This window comes from Sanguibacter sp. Z1732, from assembly GCF_051020515.1.
In the GTDB taxonomy this organism is placed as follows: Bacteria; Actinomycetota; Actinomycetes; order Actinomycetales; family Beutenbergiaceae; genus CALKWS01.
Genome location: NZ_CP194857.1, coordinates 3,079,996 through 3,095,143, shown reverse-complemented (window position 1 = coordinate 3,095,143; position 15,148 = coordinate 3,079,996). Strand labels below are relative to the sequence as shown.

Sequence of the window (15,148 nt, the reverse complement as noted above, 5' to 3'; positions counted from 1 at the left end):
CTAGACGCGGAGGTGCGCGTGGCCCTCGAGGATCCCACGCCCCCGGGTGCCCAGGCGTCGGGAGCATCCGGCAACGGAACCGACGGGCCGCGGGGCACGGATCCGGACGAGCCGGTCTCGTCCGCGAACGGTCCGGCCCCCACCGCTACCACCGCGCGGCGTCCCGGCGCCACCGGCAGCCTGCCCGTGCGCCGGATCAACCTTTCTACCCTGATGCGCCTGGTGCACACCCGCGGGCCCCTGTCCCGGGCAGACCTGACCCGGGCGACGGGCCTGAACCGCTCCACCGTCGGGGTGCTGCTGGCCGAGTTGTCCGACCACGGCCGGGTGGTGGCCGGCAAACCCGCCCCGGGCAGAGCGGTCGGGGCCCCAGCCCCCTCATCCACGCCGCGCCGGGCATCGCGGCGATCACGGTGTACCCCGACGCCGACGCACTCGATGTGGCCGTGGTGAGCCTGACCGGCAAGGTGACCCAGCGCATCCGGCGCGCGGTCGCGGCGCCGCCCACCCCGGAACAGACGGTGGCCCTGACCGCGCAGATCATCGATGAGTTCGCGCTGGACCCGGGCCGGGTGAGCCCGCTCGGCATCGGAATGGCGGTTCCCGGGCTGGTGCGCGCCCGGGACGGGTTCGTGCACATGGCCCCGCACCTGCCGTGGCGGGACGTGCCGATCGCGGAACTGATGCGCGCGGGCACCGGCCTGCCCACCTGGGCCGGCAACGACGCGACCCTGGGCACCGACGCCGAGGCGATATTCGGCGCCGGGCGCGGCGCTGGCACACTGGTGTACCTGCACGGCGGCTCCGGCGGCATCGGTTCGGGAGTCCGGCTGGGCAGGGCCGGTGCGCGGGGCGGTGCTGACCTCCCGGGCGAGCCGGGCGCACCCGTGGAACTGGGCGCCCCGGAATCCGCCCGGGCCGACAGCGGCGCCTACTTACCCGAACTCGGCCACCTGATGGTCAACTCCGAGGGGGTCCGGTGCCATTGCGGAGCCGTCGGGTGCCTCGAGACGGAGGTGAACCTGGCCCGCCTTCGCGGCGCTCTGCCCGACCAGGACCTCCCGGAGGGTTCGCGGGCCTCCGAGTTGGCAGAGGTGCTCAACGCGGCCGGCGGGATCGAGCTGCCCGAGGTGGCGCGGCAGATCGGCTTCCTGGCCACCGGCATCCGCAACAGTGTGAACGCCTTCGCCCCGGATCTGGTGCTCCTGGGCGGCTTCCTGGCCACCCTGTTCGACGTGGCGCCGCGCCAGTTGACCTCGATGGTGCGCGATCAACTCATGCCGCCACTGGCTGCGGTGCAGATACGCCGCGGCACCCTCGGCTCCGAGCGGATTCACATCGGTGCCGCCGAAGCCGTCTTCGAACCGTTGCTGCGCGACCCCTTGGGTGATCATCGCGGGTGAAGGCGGGGCCAGTGGCGTTTCTGGTCGATGAGACCACGATGAGACGCAGGTGAGGGACTTCTCCTTCAACGGGCAAATCGTGCGTGACTGTCGCATCCTGGCGTCATGACTCCACGACGACCGATCACCCGCGGCCTCGCCCTCGGCACGGCGGCACTCCTGCTCCTGGCCGGTTGCGGCGACGCCGAGGACGAGTCCCTGGAGCCGGTGGACACCACTGAGGCTCCACCGGCCGACGACGAGCCGACCGACGAGCCCACCGACGACGCCGAAGGCACCGACGAGGAGTCCACGGAGACCGCGACCGAGGAGCCCACCGGAGGCGCCGGCGGTGACCACGCCGGGGTGCTGGCCGCGATCGACCTGGCCGAGTCCGAGACGGGCGGCACCGCCTTCGAAGTCGACGACGCCGACGGTGGCAACTGGGAGATCTACGTCGCCTCGGAGTCGGATGAGATCGAGGTCCTGGTCAGCCCCGACGGCACCGAGGTGCTGGAGAGCGAGCGCGAGGGCAGCCTGGACGACAAGGACCGCGCAGGTCTGGACGCGGCGACCATCACGATCTCCGAGGCCATCGAGATCGCAGCCGAGCACGGCACCGGATCGATCGACGACGTGAAACTCGATGATGAGGACGGCGGCATCTTCGCGTGGGAGGTGACCTTCACCGACGACGTGGAGGTGTACATCAACGTCGCTGATGGCGAGATCCTGCGCGTGGAGGACGACTGAGCGAGGACCTGACCGGCACCGGCCCGAGCGGTGAGGCACCGCACAGGCGGGCGGATCGTGCGATCGGCTCCCGATGCGGTAACCTGGTTCCTTGAGTTCGGCGCGGTCGATCGCTGAGGTTCAGCGGTGGCGTGGTCACACCTCGCAGCGCAGCGCCACTCCAGGCAGGTACGGCACGGCATCCCTACGCCGACGTGCCGGCACATGAAAAGCCCTCACAGACCAGATTGAGATCGCGCGAGCGAACGCACAAGAGAGTCAACACGTGGCAAACATCAAGTCCCAGATCAAGCGCAACCGCACCAACGAGAAGGCGCGGCTGCGCAACAAGGCCGTCAAGTCCGAACTGAAGACGCACGTGCGTCGGGTTCGTCAGGCCATCAGCGACGGCGACAAGAACGCTGCCGGTGACGCGCTGAAGTCCGCGAGCCGGAAGTTGGACAAGGCCGCCAGCAAGGGCGTCATTCACGCCAACCAGGCCGCGAACCGCAAGTCGGCGCTGGCCAAGCAGGTCGCCGCGCTCTGACGCGGCGCCACCAAGCACCAACGAACCACGGCGCCGCCCGGCTCTTCGCCGGCGGCGCCGTTGGCATGCCCTCACCCGGCAACGGGCCCGGCTGACTCCCCCGACCCGGCCGGGGCCAGGTGCAGCCGGCCGCGATCGATGCGCGCCGGAATCATGCGGACCACCGCCGTGACCGGGATCGGGCCGTAGACGTGCGGAAACAACTCCGACGCCGGATCGTCGGGGTCCCCGGGCTCATAGCGCACCGGTGAACCGGCCCGGTCCAGCCCTGCCCGGTCCACTTCCAGCACCAGGAAGTCCCCGCTGACGTCGGCGTACCCGGCCTCGACCACGCGGGCGAGTTGGTCCGGCGACGAGCAGTGCACGAAGCCGACCTGGTCCAGCGTGGCGCCGCGGGTCGATCGGTCGTACCAGCCCGACTCCTGCGCGGCTTGCCAGTACTCGGGCTCGGCCAGGTGCCAGATCGTCGTCATCGTCCGACCGTATCGGTCGCGTCGGTCTCGGGTCGGTGACCGCCCGGTTCGGCGGTGTCAGCGCTTCATGGCAGGCTTGTGCCGTGGCCCCTCCCCGTCGTCGATCCGCATCCGAAGCACTCACCTGGAAGCAGGCGCCGTTGGCCCCGGTGGTGCTGGTGCGTGGCGCGGAGTCGGTTCTGGCCGACCGGGCCCTGGAGCGCATCGCCGGTCTGGTCCGTGAGCACGCCGCCGCCGGTGGCAGCCCGCAGGTGGAGCAGACTGTGCTGGAGGCGGACACCTACGAGTCCGGGCAACTGGACATGGTGGCCTCACCCTCCTTGTTCGCCGAACCGCGCCACATCGTCGTCACCGCTGTGGAATCGGCCAGCGACGCCTTCATCACCGATGGGCTGGCCTATCTGGACCGAGCCGGTGACCAGGTCGAAGACGTCACCCTGGTGCTGCGGCACGCCAAGGGGAACCGTGGCAAGAAACTGCTGGACGCCGTCGCCGCGCGCTACCCGGTGGTGCAGTGTGATCCGATCAAGCGCGATGCGGACAAGGCCGCCTTCGTGGCCGAGGAGTTCCGTGATGCTGGCCGCCGGGCGACCTCTGCGGCCGTACAGACGTTGGTGGAGGCGGTCGGGTCCGATCTTCGGGAGCTTGCTGCGGCGGCACGTCAACTGATCGCGGACACCGCCGGTTCGATCACGCCGGATGTCGTGGACCGTTACTACGGGGGGCGGGTGGAGGCGACCGGCTTCCGGGTGGCCGATACCGCGATCGCCGGCGATGGCACCGCTGCGGTGACCCTGTTGCGCCACGCCCTGTCCACGGGGGTGGACCCGGTGCTGCTGGTGGCCGCGTTGGCGATGAAGGTCCGCACGCTGGCCAAGGTGGCCGCCGGCCGGAGCCGGGGCGCCACCGCGGCGGAACTGGGGCTGGCGCCCTGGCAACTGGACCGGGCCCGCCGGGAGTTGCGCGGCTGGACCCCGGAGGGCCTGGCGACGGCGATCGCGGCTGTCGCCGACGCCGACGCGCAGGTCAAGGGGGCCGGCCGGGATCCCGAGTTCGCCGTCGAGCGGGCCGTCCTGACCGTGGCGCAGGCGCGCCACGGCTGAGCACCGGTCCGGCTCAGCCACGACTTGTCGCAGGCTCACGGTGCGCGACTGCTGACTACCGGCCCCGGGTACGCCACCACAGCGTCGCGGCCAGGAGTCCGGCGCTCACCAGCACCGCACCGCCGCCGGGCCCTCCGGCCAGGGCAGGGTGGCCAACGGAAGACCCGCCGTGGTGGTCGCCACGGTCGCGATCCATGCGGTGAACCACGCCGCCGCCTGGGCCAGGGATTGCGCCCCGGCGGGCCAGAACGGCTGACAGAGCGTAGCCAGCACCCCCAGCAAGGTGGCCGGTGGCACCGCCGGGGTGGCCAGCACGTTCGCCAGCACCCCGTGGGTGGGCAGTCCGGGTGCGAGGAACAGGATCACCGGGGCGCACACCAATTGCGCAGCGGCCGGCACCGCGGCGGCCATGGCGACCTGGGGCGGGCACACCCCGCCCAGCCTGCGGGCGATCGGGGCTGCCAGGGCGAGCAGCCCGGAGGTGGCCACCACGGACAGGGTGAATCCGAAGTCCCGGGACAGCCAGGGATCCAGGCCGAGGAGCACGATCACGGTGGCCAGCAGTGCCGGGATGCTCGCACGTGGTCGTCCGGTGGCGAGTCCGAGCAGCAGCACCGCTCCCATCGTGCCGGCGCGCAGCACACTGCCGGAGGGGTAGACCAGGGCGACGAAGCCGAGCAGGACGACCCCGCCCACGCCCACGCGCACCCAGACCGGCGCCCACCACAGGCACAACAGCACCGACCCGAGCACGATCGCCACGTGCATGCCGGAGACCGCGGTGATGTGGGTGAGGGACACCGTGCGCAGGTCCTCCCCCAGCACCGGCGGCATCGCCCTGGTATCCCCCAGAGCGATCCCCGGCACCAGGCCGCGGGCCTGCGGGGCCAGGCCGGCGCTGACCGAGACCAGACCGCTGCGCAGCCGGTTCACGGCACGGTGATGCCAGGCCGCGGGACCGTGCTGATGGGCGCCGGAGGTCACGACGAGCAGTGCCGCAGCCGAGTCGCCCGCGCCGGTCGGAACCACCCTCGCCCGTACCCACCAGGTGGTGCCCACCGGGACGTCGCGCCACCCGGCGTCGGTGAGCAGCAGCACCGGCAGGTCACGTGCACGTTCGGCATCGTGGAGCACGCCGAACAGGCGTGCGGGCACCCGGTACCGCTCGGACCGCTCCGAGGCCATGCGTTGTGGCTCGGCGGTCGGTTGCACGATCGCCGTGACCTCCGCGGGATGGCCGGTGATGACGGCGCTGCGCTCGGTGGCCCGGACCGTCGCCACCCCCAGCACCGACCCGGCCACGACGCCGGTGAGCAGGACCGTGGCGGTCACCCGGTCACGTCGTTCCCGGCGGTGTCGACCCGGTCGCGACCGCGACAGCCGCACGCCGCACAGCAGGGACATGAGCAGCAGGAGGCCGGACAGGACGGCACCAGCAAGGGGCTGTTGGCCGAGCACCCACCAGCAGCCGACCCAGGTCACCAGGGCACCGGGCAGCAGCCGCAGGTCGACCGGCGCCCGGTCCATCCACGCCGAGGACGCACTGCTCATCGCTCGCTCACACGATGACCAGGTCCCGCAGGCGCTCCATGGTGGCCGGGCCGATCCCGGACACCGCCCGCAACTCTCCCCACGCTGCCGAACGGGCCGTGCTCGTCACGGTGGGCCAGGATGCGTTCGGCCATCGCCGGCCCGATGCCCGGGAGCGTCTGCAACTCGGCCGAGCCGGCCGAGTTCAGGTTCACCACCGCAGCCGCCTCGCCACCACCGTGCTCACCGCTTCCGGCTGGAGCAGGTGGCGCATCACGACCCCCGGCACCCGCCCTGACCTCCTCCCCGACCACCGGCACGTACACCTGTTGGCCATCCACCACGGCCGCGGCCAGGTTCAACGCAGCCAGGTCCGCCTCCGCTGTGGAACCACCGGCCGCGGTGAGCGCATCGTGGACACGGGCCGTGTCGGGCAGCTCGACGATGCCGGGCTCGCGCACGGCGCCGGCCACGTGCACGATGACCACAGCCAACCCCGGGTCTCCGGCATCCGGGCTCGTCGCGTCGGTCCCGCTCGGCTCGGGTTCCCCGGGAGCCGGGCCGGCGGAGTCTGCCCCGTCGGACGCGGGCCCTCCGGCGCCGACGTCATCGCCCGGCGCCCCTGCTCCCGTCCAGTCCGCCGGCGGCTCCGGCCGGGCCCACTCCGGTTGATGCGCGGGCGCGCTCGGCCGGGTGAGGACGATAGTGACGGTGGCGGCCACGGCGAGCAGCAGAACCACCACTCCGATCCGCACCGACAACAACACCGGGGTACCCCATCTGTTCCCGCGGGCGCCATCGGTGCGGGTGGACCAGGCCGTGCGGCCTGGTTGCTCGTCCGGCATTTCAGCGCCGATCTGGCCGGCACCCGCGCCGGCCGGCGCCGCCTCCGGAGGGGCCACCGCCCCGGGCTCGTGCGGCGCCATGGCACCACCGGTGGCGTGCGCGGCCTCCGTCACCAGACGCAGCCGCCGGCTGGCATCGGTCATGGACCGAGGCTAGGACGACCGGCCGGCGCACCATCCACGAGCCCAGCGACCCTGTGGACATCACCGATCAGGCCGCGTTCCTGTGGACCTGCCCATTGCTCTGGTCCTGACACCGAACTCCGCGGCCAACAGCGCTCGGCCACCCACCGACACATCACCATCCCGTGAACAGCCACCGCTTGACCGTCTTCCGCAGGCGTTGCTAGCATCCTATTGATATGACCAAGACTCAGTTCAACGTCTACCTGCCGCCGGACCTGGTCCGGGCGGTCAAGCACCGGGCTATCGACGAGGGGTTGAGCCTGTCCGCCCTGGTGGAGCAGGTACTGACCGCCTACGTGCGCACCGAGCAGAGGGAGGAGGACGGATGATCGTCACCCGACCGGTGCGATTCACCGGTTCGATGGCTGCCCACCGACGCCTGTTCGAGGCGCTCGGGGCACAGTGCCTGTCCGATCACGGAGACCGGGCGGTCTACGGTTTCGACCACGGCCGCATCGCCCTCCATACCGCCGATGAGACCTACCCCGCCGGGCTGACCGCTCCCCCGATGGCATCACGTTCACCATCGATCCGCTCACACCGCAGCCAGTCCGCGTTGACCCACCGGTGGTGGCCTCGCAACCGGGGTGAAGCCGCCATGCAACGTCAGCAGGACCGGGAGCCCTCCCAGCCGGAGCCGGTCAGCCCGGGACGACGTTGACCAGTTTGGGCGCGCGCACGATCACCTTGCGGACCCCGCGCCCGTCCAAGTGCTGCTGCACCGCCTCGGAGGCCAGCGCTGCAGCCTTCAGGTCCTCCTCGCTGATCTCGGGTGAGACCTGCAACCGATCACGCACCTTACCGGCCACCTGCACCACACAGGTCACCTGCTCCTCCACCAGCAGCGCCTCATCGGCCACCGGGAAGGGGTGGTGGGCCACCGATCCGGTGTGCCCCATGCGCCGCCACAGCTCCTCGGCCAGGTGCGGTGCCACCGGGGCCACCATCAGCACCAACGGTTCCACCGCGGCACGCGGCACCGGGTCCAGGGCGGTCAGGTGGTTGTTCAGCACGATCATCCGCGCGATCGCGGTGTTGGGGCGCATCGCGTCCATCTCGGTGCGGACATCGGCGATGGTGCGGGCCACCAGTCGGCGCGTGGCCTCATCGGGCTCGGCATCGGAGACGGTGACCTCCCCGGTGCGCTCATCCACGATGTTGCGCCACAGCCGCTGCAGGAACCGCTGGGCGCCCACCACGGCGCGGGTCTCCCAGGGGCGGGAGAGGTCCAGCGGCCCCATCGACATCTCATACACCCGGAAGGTGTCCGCGCCGTACTCGGCGTACATCTCATCGGGACTGACCATGTTCTTCAGGGACTTGCCCATCTTGCCGTACTCGCGCCGCACCGTCTCGCCCTGGTAGGTCCAGTACGTCTCCCCCTGGGCGTCGACGTGTTCGGTGACGTCCTCGGCCGGGACGTACACCCCGCGTGCATCGGTGTAGGCGTAGGCCTGGATGTAGCCCTGGTTGAACAGTTTGTGGAACGGCTCGGCCGAGGACACATGGCCCAGGTCGTACAGCACCTTGTGCCAGAACCGGGCGTACAGCAGGTGCAGGACGGCGTGCTCCACGCCCCCGACGTACAGGTCGGCCCCTCCGGTGGTGCGGCCGCCGTCGGCGCCGGTGCGCGGGCCCATCCAGTAGGCCTCGTTGGCCGGGTCCGCGAAGGCCTCGGTGTTGTCCGGATCCAGGTAGCGCAACTCGTACCAGCACGAACCCGCCCAGTTCGGCATCGTGTTCGTATCGCGCCGGTAGGTGCGCGGCCCATCGCCCAGGTCCAACTCCACCTCGACCCAGTCGGTGGCCCGGCTCAGCGGGGCCTCCGGCTCGGAGTCGGCGTCGTCGTCGGCATAGGTGCGCGGGGAGAAGTCCGGCACCTCCGGCAACTCCACCGGCAGGGCCGATTCGGGCAGATCGATCACCCGCCCGTCGGCGTCGTAGACCACCGGGAACGGCTCGCCCCAGTAGCGCTGCCGGGAGAACAGCCAGTCCCGCAGCCGGTAGGTCGTGGCCGCCGCGCCCATCCCCTGGTTCTGCAGCCAGGCGATAATGGTCTCCTTGGCGGTGGCCACGTCCATGCCGTTCAGGTCGATGCCCTCGGCAGCGGAGTTGATCACTGTCCCCTCCCCCGACCAGGCACCGCCCTCGAAGCCCTCCGGCGCGGTCACCGTGGGAATCACGGGCAGGTCGTAAGCCTCGGCGAACTCGTAGTCGCGCTGGTCCCCCCCGGGGACCGCCATGATCGCCCCGGTGCCGTACCCCATCAGCACGTAGTCGGCGATGAAGACCGGGATCTGGGCACCGTTCACCGGGTTCGTGGCGTACACACCGGTGAACACCCCGGTCTTGACCCGGCCCTCGTCCTGTCGTTCGGCGTCGGTCTTGGCCGCGGCAGCGGCGCGGTACTGCTCGACGGCGGCTGCCGGGGTGGGCGCCCGGCCCGTCCAGGAGTTCCGGGTTCCCTCCGGCCACTGCGCCGGGATCAGGTCCGTCAGCGCCGGGTGCTCCGGGGCCAGCACCATGAAGGTCGCCCCGAACAGGGTGTCGGGCCGGGTGGTGAAGACCTCCACGTGCCCCGACGGCAGCGCGAACCGCACGTTCGCCCCGGTGGAGCGCCCGATCCAGTTGCGTTGCATCGCCTTGATCTTCTCGGGCCAGTCCAGCCGGTCCAGATCATCGATCAACCGGTCGGAGTAGGCGCTGATCCGCATCATCCACTGGCGCAGGTTGCGAGTGAAGACCGGGAAGTTGCCGCGCTCGGAGCGACCCTCGGCGGTGACCTCCTCGTTCGCCAGCACGGTGCCCAGCCCCGGGCACCAGTTCACCGGAACATCATCGACGTAAGCCAGACGGAAGCCGGCCAGCACCTGCTCCTGCTCGGCCGGGCTCATCCGGTTCCAGTCCCCACCCTCCGGGGTGGCCCGGGTCCCGTCGGCGAACTGCGCGCGCAACTCCTCGATCGGGCGCGCCGCACCCTCGGTGCCGTCGGGGTTGGTGGCCTCGGCGTCGAACCAGGAGTTGAAGATCTGCAGGAAGATCCACTGGGTCCAACGCACGTAGCCCGGGTCGGTGGTGGCGAAGGTGCGGCGTGGGTCGTGCCCCAGGCCCAGGCGCCGCAACTGGCGGCGCATGGTGGCGATGTTCTCCTCGGTGGTGATCCGGGGATGCTGGCCGGTCTGGACCGCGAACTGCTCCGCAGGCAGGCCGAAGGCGTCGTAGGCCAGGGCGTGCAAGACGTTGTCACCGTTCATCCGCCGGTAGCGCGCCAGTACATCGGTGGCGATATACCCCAACGGATGACCCACGTGCAGGCCCTTGCCCGAGGGGTAGGGGAACATGTCCAGCACGTAGAACTTCTGGGCCGGGACCGGCTCGCCGGTGGCCAGGTTGCCCGTGGGATTGGCCGCCTGGAAGGTGCCCTCTCGATCCCAGTAGTCCTGCCAGCGGTTCTCGATGGCATCGGCCAGCGCGGCGGTGTACCGGTGCGGGGGCACCTCGGCGCCGGGTGCGGGTTGGGCTTGCGTCTGCGACATCGGTGATTCCTTGTCGGGGGCCGCCGTGGGCGGCATCGGGGGGCTGACATGAAACGACCTCCCGAGCAGGGGAGGTCGGCCGCGCTGATGCGGCGCCAGCAGGCGCCCGCTGAAGTCAGCGCGGCTGGGTAAGCAACTCCGTACCGAACATGGCGCTCAGTCTAGCGCAGCGCGCACCCGCACCGATATGCCGGTCAGTGCGCCGCGGCGGGCGCGTGTGCCACTACTCCTCGGCCTCCAAGTAGGAGCCGCTGGCAGCGGCCTCCTGGATCGCGCCGGCGAGACGGGCGAGTTCGGCCTGGTCCGCCTCGGTCAGGACCGAGTCGATGATCTCGGCGATATGGCGCACGTGCCGCCGGCCGATGTCGGCCTGCACCGCGGCACCGGCCTCGGTGAGCACGACGAGCACCTCACGGCCGTCCGACGGCGACTCCTCGCGCCGCACGTACCCGGCGGACTGCAGCCGGCCCACCATCCGGGACAGACTGGGTTGGGAGATCAACAGGTTCGCGTTGAGTTCCCACTGCCGGGCCCCCCACCCAGTTTGGCCAGGTTGAACAGCACGTCGTACTCCCGGGAGCGCAGTGGCTGGAAGTCCTTGGACTCCTCGAATCGCAGCATCATGCTCACCTGGGCGCGAAAGAGCGCCTCCCACGCCGCCGCAGCAGTGCGGATGCTCATCGCCACCACCTCCCCTCAGGATGCGGCCGTCACTGCCACACCGCCCGGATGTAGGCCCGGCCCCCGCCGAACGTGAGTGCCGCGCGCTGGACAAAGTATATGCGTATGTATTGATGTACCCAACGCACGCTCGGCCCGATCGAACGTCATGCTCATCGCGCCGTCCCCTTCCGCGCGCACCCCGGCGCGGCGCCCCGGTAGGCTCGGCGGCTATGACGCGTTACGTCGTGATCGGCGCCGGAGCCGTTGGTGGGACGATCGCAGGACGGCTGGCACATCGCGGGCACCAGGTGGTGCTGGTGGCCCGGGGTGAGCATCTGGCGGCCCTGCGCCGGGACGGGTTGCGCCTGCGCACCCCGGACCTGGATACCCGCCTACCGGTCACCGCGATCGGTGGGCCCGATGACATCGAGTTGCGTCCCGATGACGTGCTGGTGCTGTCCACCAAGACGCACCAGGCGGTGGCCGCACTGTCCCAATGGGCCGATGCCCCGGTCCCTGACGGCGGGCACACCGCCCCGGCGGGTGCACGACTGCCGATCCTGACCGCCCTGAACGGGGTGAGCAGCGAGCGGATGGCGCTGCGGTACTTCGACCGGGTCTTCGGCGTGTGCGTCTGGCTGCCCGCGGTGCACCTGCATCCGGGCGAGGTCATCGCCCGCGGCACCCCGCAGTCGGGGATCCTGCACATCTCCCGATACCCGGCAAGCAGGTCCGAGCCCGCCGACCGCGTCCTGCTGGAGCAGGTCCGCACGCACTGGAGCGAATCGGGCCTGGGGGTGGAACTGCCCACGGACGTGATGCCGTGGAAGTACCACAAACTCCTGTCCAACATCGGCAACGCCTTCCAGGCCGTGCTGGGCCCGGCGGCCGATGCTGGCGACCTCATCGACGCGGCCCGGGCCGAGGCCCGGGCCGTCCTCGCGGGCGCGGGCATCGAGGTGGCGTCCGACGACGACGAGGCGGCCGTGCGGCAGGCCTCCTTCGGCGTGGGTGAGGTGCCCGGCACCGACCCCGATCAACTGGGCGGGTCCTCCTGGCAGTCACTGGCCCGTGGCACCGGCTCGATCGAGACCGACTACCTCAACGGTCAGATCGCGCTGATCGCCCGTGAGCACGGCCTCGCCGCGCCCGTGAACACCACCATCGCGGCGCTGGCTCGCCAGGCAGCACGGACGGGCACCCGGCCGGGAGCGATCAGCGCCTCCGACCTGGCAGCCGAACTGGGACTGGACCCGCTGGCGAGTTGAGCCACGCAGGCATGGGGCCACCGAGGCGCTAGGCCACCAGCCCCTGCAGATACTGCACCCGCTCGGCCACCACGTTCACCAGTTCGGCGTCCTGGCCGAGACCGGCCCGCAGGGTGTTCAGCACCCCGGTCGCGGCCTCGGTCAGGTCCTCGGCCCCGGCGGCCTCCTGGGCCGGGCCGGCGCCGGCGTCCTGCACCGGTGCGCCTTGACCTCGCAGGTGCAGCACCCACCCGGCCAACGTCGTCGCCGCTCCGGCGGGCAGCCGTCCCGCTTCACGCTCGGCCAGCGCGGTGGGCAGGGTACGCACGGGCAGTTTCTGTGAGCCGTCGTAGGCGATCTGGGCCAGGTGGTGACGCACGCCGGTGTTGCCGTAGCGATCCAGCAGATCCTGGCGGTATTGGCCCACCAGGTCATCGGAGAGCCCGAGGTTGCGCTGCGCCTCGTCCCAGAACGTGTTCACCCACTCCAGGCAACGTGCGTCGGCGATCGCCTCATCGATGGTGCGATGCCCCAGCAGCGGGGCGGTGTAGGCCAGCAGTGAGTGCGAGCCGTTCAGCAACCACAGTTTGCGGCGCTCGTGCGGTGCCACGTCCGAGGCCAACTGCACTCCGGCGGCCTCCCAGGTGGGACGCCCGGCCGGGAACGTCCCGGAGACCACCCACTCACTGAACGGCTCGGTCGGAACCGGGCTGACGTCGTCGTACCCTTGTTCCCGCGCGACCAGCGCGATGTCCTCATCGGTGGTGGCCGGGGTGATCCGGTCCACCATCGAGGTGGCGAAGTCCACGTTCCGCTCGATCCAGTCCAGCGCTTCGGGCGCGGCGATGCGGGCCAGGTCGGTGACGATGCGGCGGGTCACGTCACCGTTGTCGGGCAGGTTGTCACAGGACAGCAGCGCGATCGGGCCGGCTTCGGCCGAGCGGCGGGCCAGCAGGCCGGCGAGCAACCGCCCGGGCAGGGTCTGCACGGGCCGGCCGTTCTCAAGGGCCTCCACGTCGGCGGTGACCTCCGCGCGGCCGGTGTCCAGGCCACCGTCCCCGTTGCGCAGGTAGGCGTGCTCGGTGAGCGTCATGGTCACGATCGCCACCTCGGCCCGGCGCAGGTAGCCCAGGAACGCCTCGTGCTCATCGGAGGCGTGGACCGCCACGATGGAGCGGACCACGTCGAAGGTGTCGCCACCGGAGTCCCGGGTGATCAGGGTGTACAGCCCGTCCTGGGGGGCCAGGGCACGCGCCATGTCGGGGCGCCGGCCGGTGAAGGCCGCGATTCCCCAGTCATGCGCGTCGGGCGCCTTGTGGGTGTGCCAGGCCTGGTGGGCGCGGTGGAAGTTGCCCAGCCCCAGGTGCACAATCCGGACCGGCGCACTGGGTGCGTCCAGCAGGGCGCGGGTGAGCCGCGGGGTTGCCTCGTTCACAGTTTGAAGATCCTCGTCGGGTTGTCGACGACCATCTCGGTGATCGTCTCGTGGGCCTCGTCCAATGCCAGGCGGTGTTGGGCTACCAGTCCGGCCAGGTACCCCGCGTCCAGGCGGCGGGACATGTCGTGCCGGGCCGGGATGGAGCAGAATGCGCGCGTGTCGTCGATGAAGCCGGATACCCGGGAGAACCCGGCGGTCTCGGTGACGGCGCTGCGGAAACGCTGGATCGCCTCCGGGGCGTCGATGAACCACCAGGGCACGCCCACGTAGACCGAGGGGTAGAACCCGGCCAGCGGGGCAAGTTCGCGCGAAAAGACGGTCTCATCGATGGTGAACAGCACCAGGTTCAGGTTCGGATGGGTGCCGTAGGCGTCCAGCAGCGGACGCAGAGAGTCGGTGAACTCCATCGCGATGGGGATGTCACAGCCGACGTCGGGCCCGTAGGTCTCGAAGGTCGGGGTGTGATGGTTGCGGCGGACACCGGGGTGCAGCGTCATCACCAGGCCGTCGTCGCAGGCCATCCGCGCCATCTCCGACGTCATGTGCCACCGGAAGGCGCGCGCGTCCTCATTGCTGACCTGCCCGGAGCGGGCGCCGGCGTAGATCCGGTTCACCTCGGAATCGGGCAGGATCGCGGTGCCGGCGTCCAGGTGCCCGTGGTCGGAGGAGACCGCTCCGTGGTCCTTGAAGTGGGCTCGGCGGTTCTCCAGAGCCTCGATGTAGCCCGCATAGTCGCCGGTATCGATCCCGCTTGCCCGGGCCAGCGCGTCGATGCTCTCGTTCCAGGTCGCCAGCGAGGGGTCCAGATACTTGTCCGGGCGGAAGGTGGGGATCACCCGGCCGCTGAACCCGGGATCGTCGGCGAGCGCGCGGTGCGCACCGAGGTCATCGCAAGGATCGTCGGTAGTGGCCAGTATCGAGATGTTGAACGCATCGAAGAGTGCACGGGGACGGAAGGCGTCGGTGGCGAGTTTGGCCGCGATCTGGTCATAGATCGCATCGGCGGTCTCGGCGCTGGGGCGCTGGGTGATGCCGAAGATCCCGATCAGTTCCTCTTCGAGCCAGTACCGCACCGGGGTGCCGCGGTAGGCCGGCCAGTGTGAGCAGAAGGCGCGGAAAGCCGCCCGGGCATCCTGCTCCGACAACGGCCCGCGGCCCACACCGAGATCGGCCAGCGACACACCACGGGCGTGCAGCAGCCGGTTGATGTAGTGGTCCGGGGTGATCAGCAGCGAGGTGGGGTCGGAGAAGGGGATGTCCTCACTCAACCACTGCGGAGGCACATGACCGTGGGGGGAGATGATCGGTGCCTCCGCGACCGACTCGTACAGTTCCCGGGCGATCTGGCGGACTCCGGCGTCAGCGGGAAGGAGCCGATCTGGATGCAGTTCCATGGCAGGGGCACTCATGCGTGCCATGCTGCTGAGCCGAGCGATGGATGGCAACCCGTTGCCACCTATTGCCAC

The 15,148-nt window shown here is 70.6% G+C and carries 15 protein-coding genes; 7 read left to right on the top strand and 8 right to left on the bottom strand.

Annotation, left to right across the window (positions count from 1 at the left end):
* Positions 1-413 precede the first annotated feature (413 nt).
* The 3 genes from ACRRRO_RS16240 (at position 414) to rpsT (ending at position 2,661) form a co-directional block, all read left to right on the top strand.
* Positions 414-1,403, top strand: a complete 990-nt coding sequence (locus ACRRRO_RS16240; protein ID WP_434080584.1) for an ROK family protein — start codon at positions 414-416, stop codon at positions 1,401-1,403.
* Positions 1,404-1,508: 105 nt separating this feature from the next.
* Positions 1,509-2,135: a PepSY domain-containing protein gene (locus ACRRRO_RS16235; protein ID WP_424795961.1), complete on the top strand. Its 627-nt coding sequence runs from the start codon at positions 1,509-1,511 to the stop codon at positions 2,133-2,135.
* Between the two features lie 265 nt (positions 2,136-2,400).
* Complete coding sequence (gene rpsT, locus ACRRRO_RS16230; RefSeq protein WP_424786216.1) at positions 2,401-2,661, top strand: 30S ribosomal protein S20; 261 nt, start codon at positions 2,401-2,403, stop codon at positions 2,659-2,661.
* A 71-nt stretch (positions 2,662-2,732) separates the two neighbouring features.
* On the opposite strand, the gene ACRRRO_RS16225 is transcribed toward rpsT, so the two are convergent.
* The gene (locus ACRRRO_RS16225) at positions 2,733-3,134 is read right to left on the bottom strand and encodes a DUF952 domain-containing protein (protein ID WP_424795960.1); all 402 of its coding nucleotides are present in this window, start codon (positions 3,132-3,134) and stop codon (positions 2,733-2,735) included.
* Between the two features lie 83 nt (positions 3,135-3,217).
* Between ACRRRO_RS16225 and holA the strand changes: the two genes are divergently transcribed.
* Positions 3,218-4,237 carry a DNA polymerase III subunit delta gene (holA, locus tag ACRRRO_RS16220; RefSeq protein ID WP_424786218.1) on the top strand — a complete coding sequence of 340 codons (1,020 nt, stop codon included), beginning with the start codon at positions 3,218-3,220 and terminating at the stop codon, positions 4,235-4,237.
* Between the two features lie 105 nt (positions 4,238-4,342).
* On the opposite strand, the gene ACRRRO_RS16215 is transcribed toward holA, so the two are convergent.
* Both ACRRRO_RS16215 and ACRRRO_RS16210 read right to left on the bottom strand, forming a co-directional pair.
* The gene (locus tag ACRRRO_RS16215; RefSeq protein WP_434080583.1) at positions 4,343-5,788 is read right to left on the bottom strand and encodes a ComEC/Rec2 family competence protein; all 1,446 of its coding nucleotides are present in this window, start codon (positions 5,786-5,788) and stop codon (positions 4,343-4,345) included.
* Positions 5,785-6,756 (bottom strand): helix-hairpin-helix domain-containing protein, encoded by a 972-nt coding sequence (locus tag ACRRRO_RS16210; protein WP_434080582.1) that lies wholly within the window; start codon positions 6,754-6,756, stop codon positions 5,785-5,787. Before ACRRRO_RS16210 ends, ACRRRO_RS16215 begins: the two co-directional genes overlap by 4 nt.
* A 218-nt stretch (positions 6,757-6,974) precedes the next feature.
* On the opposite strand from ACRRRO_RS16210, the gene ACRRRO_RS16205 reads away from it, so the two are divergent.
* On the top strand, positions 6,975-7,127 hold the full coding sequence (locus ACRRRO_RS16205; protein ID WP_424786221.1) for a CopG family transcriptional regulator: 153 nt from the start codon (positions 6,975-6,977) through the stop codon (positions 7,125-7,127).
* Positions 7,124-7,459 (top strand): hypothetical protein, encoded by a 336-nt coding sequence (locus ACRRRO_RS16200; protein ID WP_424795957.1) that lies wholly within the window; start codon positions 7,124-7,126, stop codon positions 7,457-7,459. Before ACRRRO_RS16205 ends, ACRRRO_RS16200 begins: the two co-directional genes overlap by 4 nt.
* On the opposite strand, the gene leuS is transcribed toward ACRRRO_RS16200, so the two are convergent.
* The 3 genes from leuS to ACRRRO_RS16185 all read right to left on the bottom strand — a co-directional run bounded on the left by leuS (position 7,440) and on the right by ACRRRO_RS16185 (position 11,015).
* Entirely contained in the window at positions 7,440-10,334 is a 2,895-nt protein-coding gene (leuS, locus tag ACRRRO_RS16195) for a leucine--tRNA ligase (protein ID WP_424795956.1), read from the bottom strand. The genes ACRRRO_RS16200 and leuS overlap by 20 nt on opposite strands.
* A 223-nt stretch (positions 10,335-10,557) precedes the next feature.
* Entirely contained in the window at positions 10,558-10,836 is a 279-nt protein-coding gene (locus ACRRRO_RS16190; protein ID WP_434080581.1) for a MarR family winged helix-turn-helix transcriptional regulator, read from the bottom strand.
* Positions 10,833-11,015 carry a hypothetical protein gene (locus ACRRRO_RS16185; RefSeq protein WP_434080580.1) on the bottom strand — a complete coding sequence of 61 codons (183 nt, stop codon included), beginning with the start codon at positions 11,013-11,015 and terminating at the stop codon, positions 10,833-10,835. Before ACRRRO_RS16185 ends, ACRRRO_RS16190 begins: the two co-directional genes overlap by 4 nt.
* 212 nt (positions 11,016-11,227) lie before the next feature.
* Here ACRRRO_RS16185 and ACRRRO_RS16180 point away from each other — a divergent pair, with 212 nt between their 5' ends.
* Complete coding sequence (locus ACRRRO_RS16180) at positions 11,228-12,265, top strand: ketopantoate reductase family protein (protein ID WP_424795954.1); 1,038 nt, start codon at positions 11,228-11,230, stop codon at positions 12,263-12,265.
* A gap of 28 nt (positions 12,266-12,293) precedes the next feature.
* On the opposite strand, the gene ACRRRO_RS16175 is transcribed toward ACRRRO_RS16180, so the two are convergent.
* On the bottom strand, positions 12,294-13,679 hold the full coding sequence (locus ACRRRO_RS16175; protein WP_424795953.1) for a mannitol dehydrogenase family protein: 1,386 nt from the start codon (positions 13,677-13,679) through the stop codon (positions 12,294-12,296).
* On the bottom strand, positions 13,676-15,091 hold the full coding sequence (uxaC, locus tag ACRRRO_RS16170) for a glucuronate isomerase (protein ID WP_424795952.1): 1,416 nt from the start codon (positions 15,089-15,091) through the stop codon (positions 13,676-13,678). The genes ACRRRO_RS16175 and uxaC overlap by 4 nt, the downstream gene beginning before the upstream one ends.
* Positions 15,092-15,148 lie beyond the last annotated feature (57 nt).

Coding starts and splice junctions, on each gene's coding strand:
- uxaC (WP_424795952.1), bottom strand. CDS start 15,091: ATGAGTGCCCCTGCCATGGAACTGCATCCAGATCGGCTCCTTCCCGCT.
- ACRRRO_RS16215 (WP_434080583.1), bottom strand. CDS start 5,788: ATGAGCAGTGCGTCCTCGGCGTGGATGGACCGGGCGCCGGTCGACCTG.
- ACRRRO_RS16185 (WP_434080580.1), bottom strand. CDS start 11,015: ATGAGCATCCGCACTGCTGCGGCGGCGTGGGAGGCGCTCTTTCGCGCC.
- ACRRRO_RS16180 (WP_424795954.1), top strand. CDS start 11,228: ATGACGCGTTACGTCGTGATCGGCGCCGGAGCCGTTGGTGGGACGATC.
- ACRRRO_RS16225 (WP_424795960.1), bottom strand. CDS start 3,134: ATGACGACGATCTGGCACCTGGCCGAGCCCGAGTACTGGCAAGCCGCG.
- ACRRRO_RS16235 (WP_424795961.1), top strand. CDS start 1,509: ATGACTCCACGACGACCGATCACCCGCGGCCTCGCCCTCGGCACGGCG.
- ACRRRO_RS16205 (WP_424786221.1), top strand. CDS start 6,975: ATGACCAAGACTCAGTTCAACGTCTACCTGCCGCCGGACCTGGTCCGG.
- leuS (WP_424795956.1), bottom strand. CDS start 10,334: ATGTCGCAGACGCAAGCCCAACCCGCACCCGGCGCCGAGGTGCCCCCG.
- ACRRRO_RS16200 (WP_424795957.1), top strand. CDS start 7,124: ATGATCGTCACCCGACCGGTGCGATTCACCGGTTCGATGGCTGCCCAC.
- ACRRRO_RS16210 (WP_434080582.1), bottom strand. CDS start 6,756: ATGACCGATGCCAGCCGGCGGCTGCGTCTGGTGACGGAGGCCGCGCAC.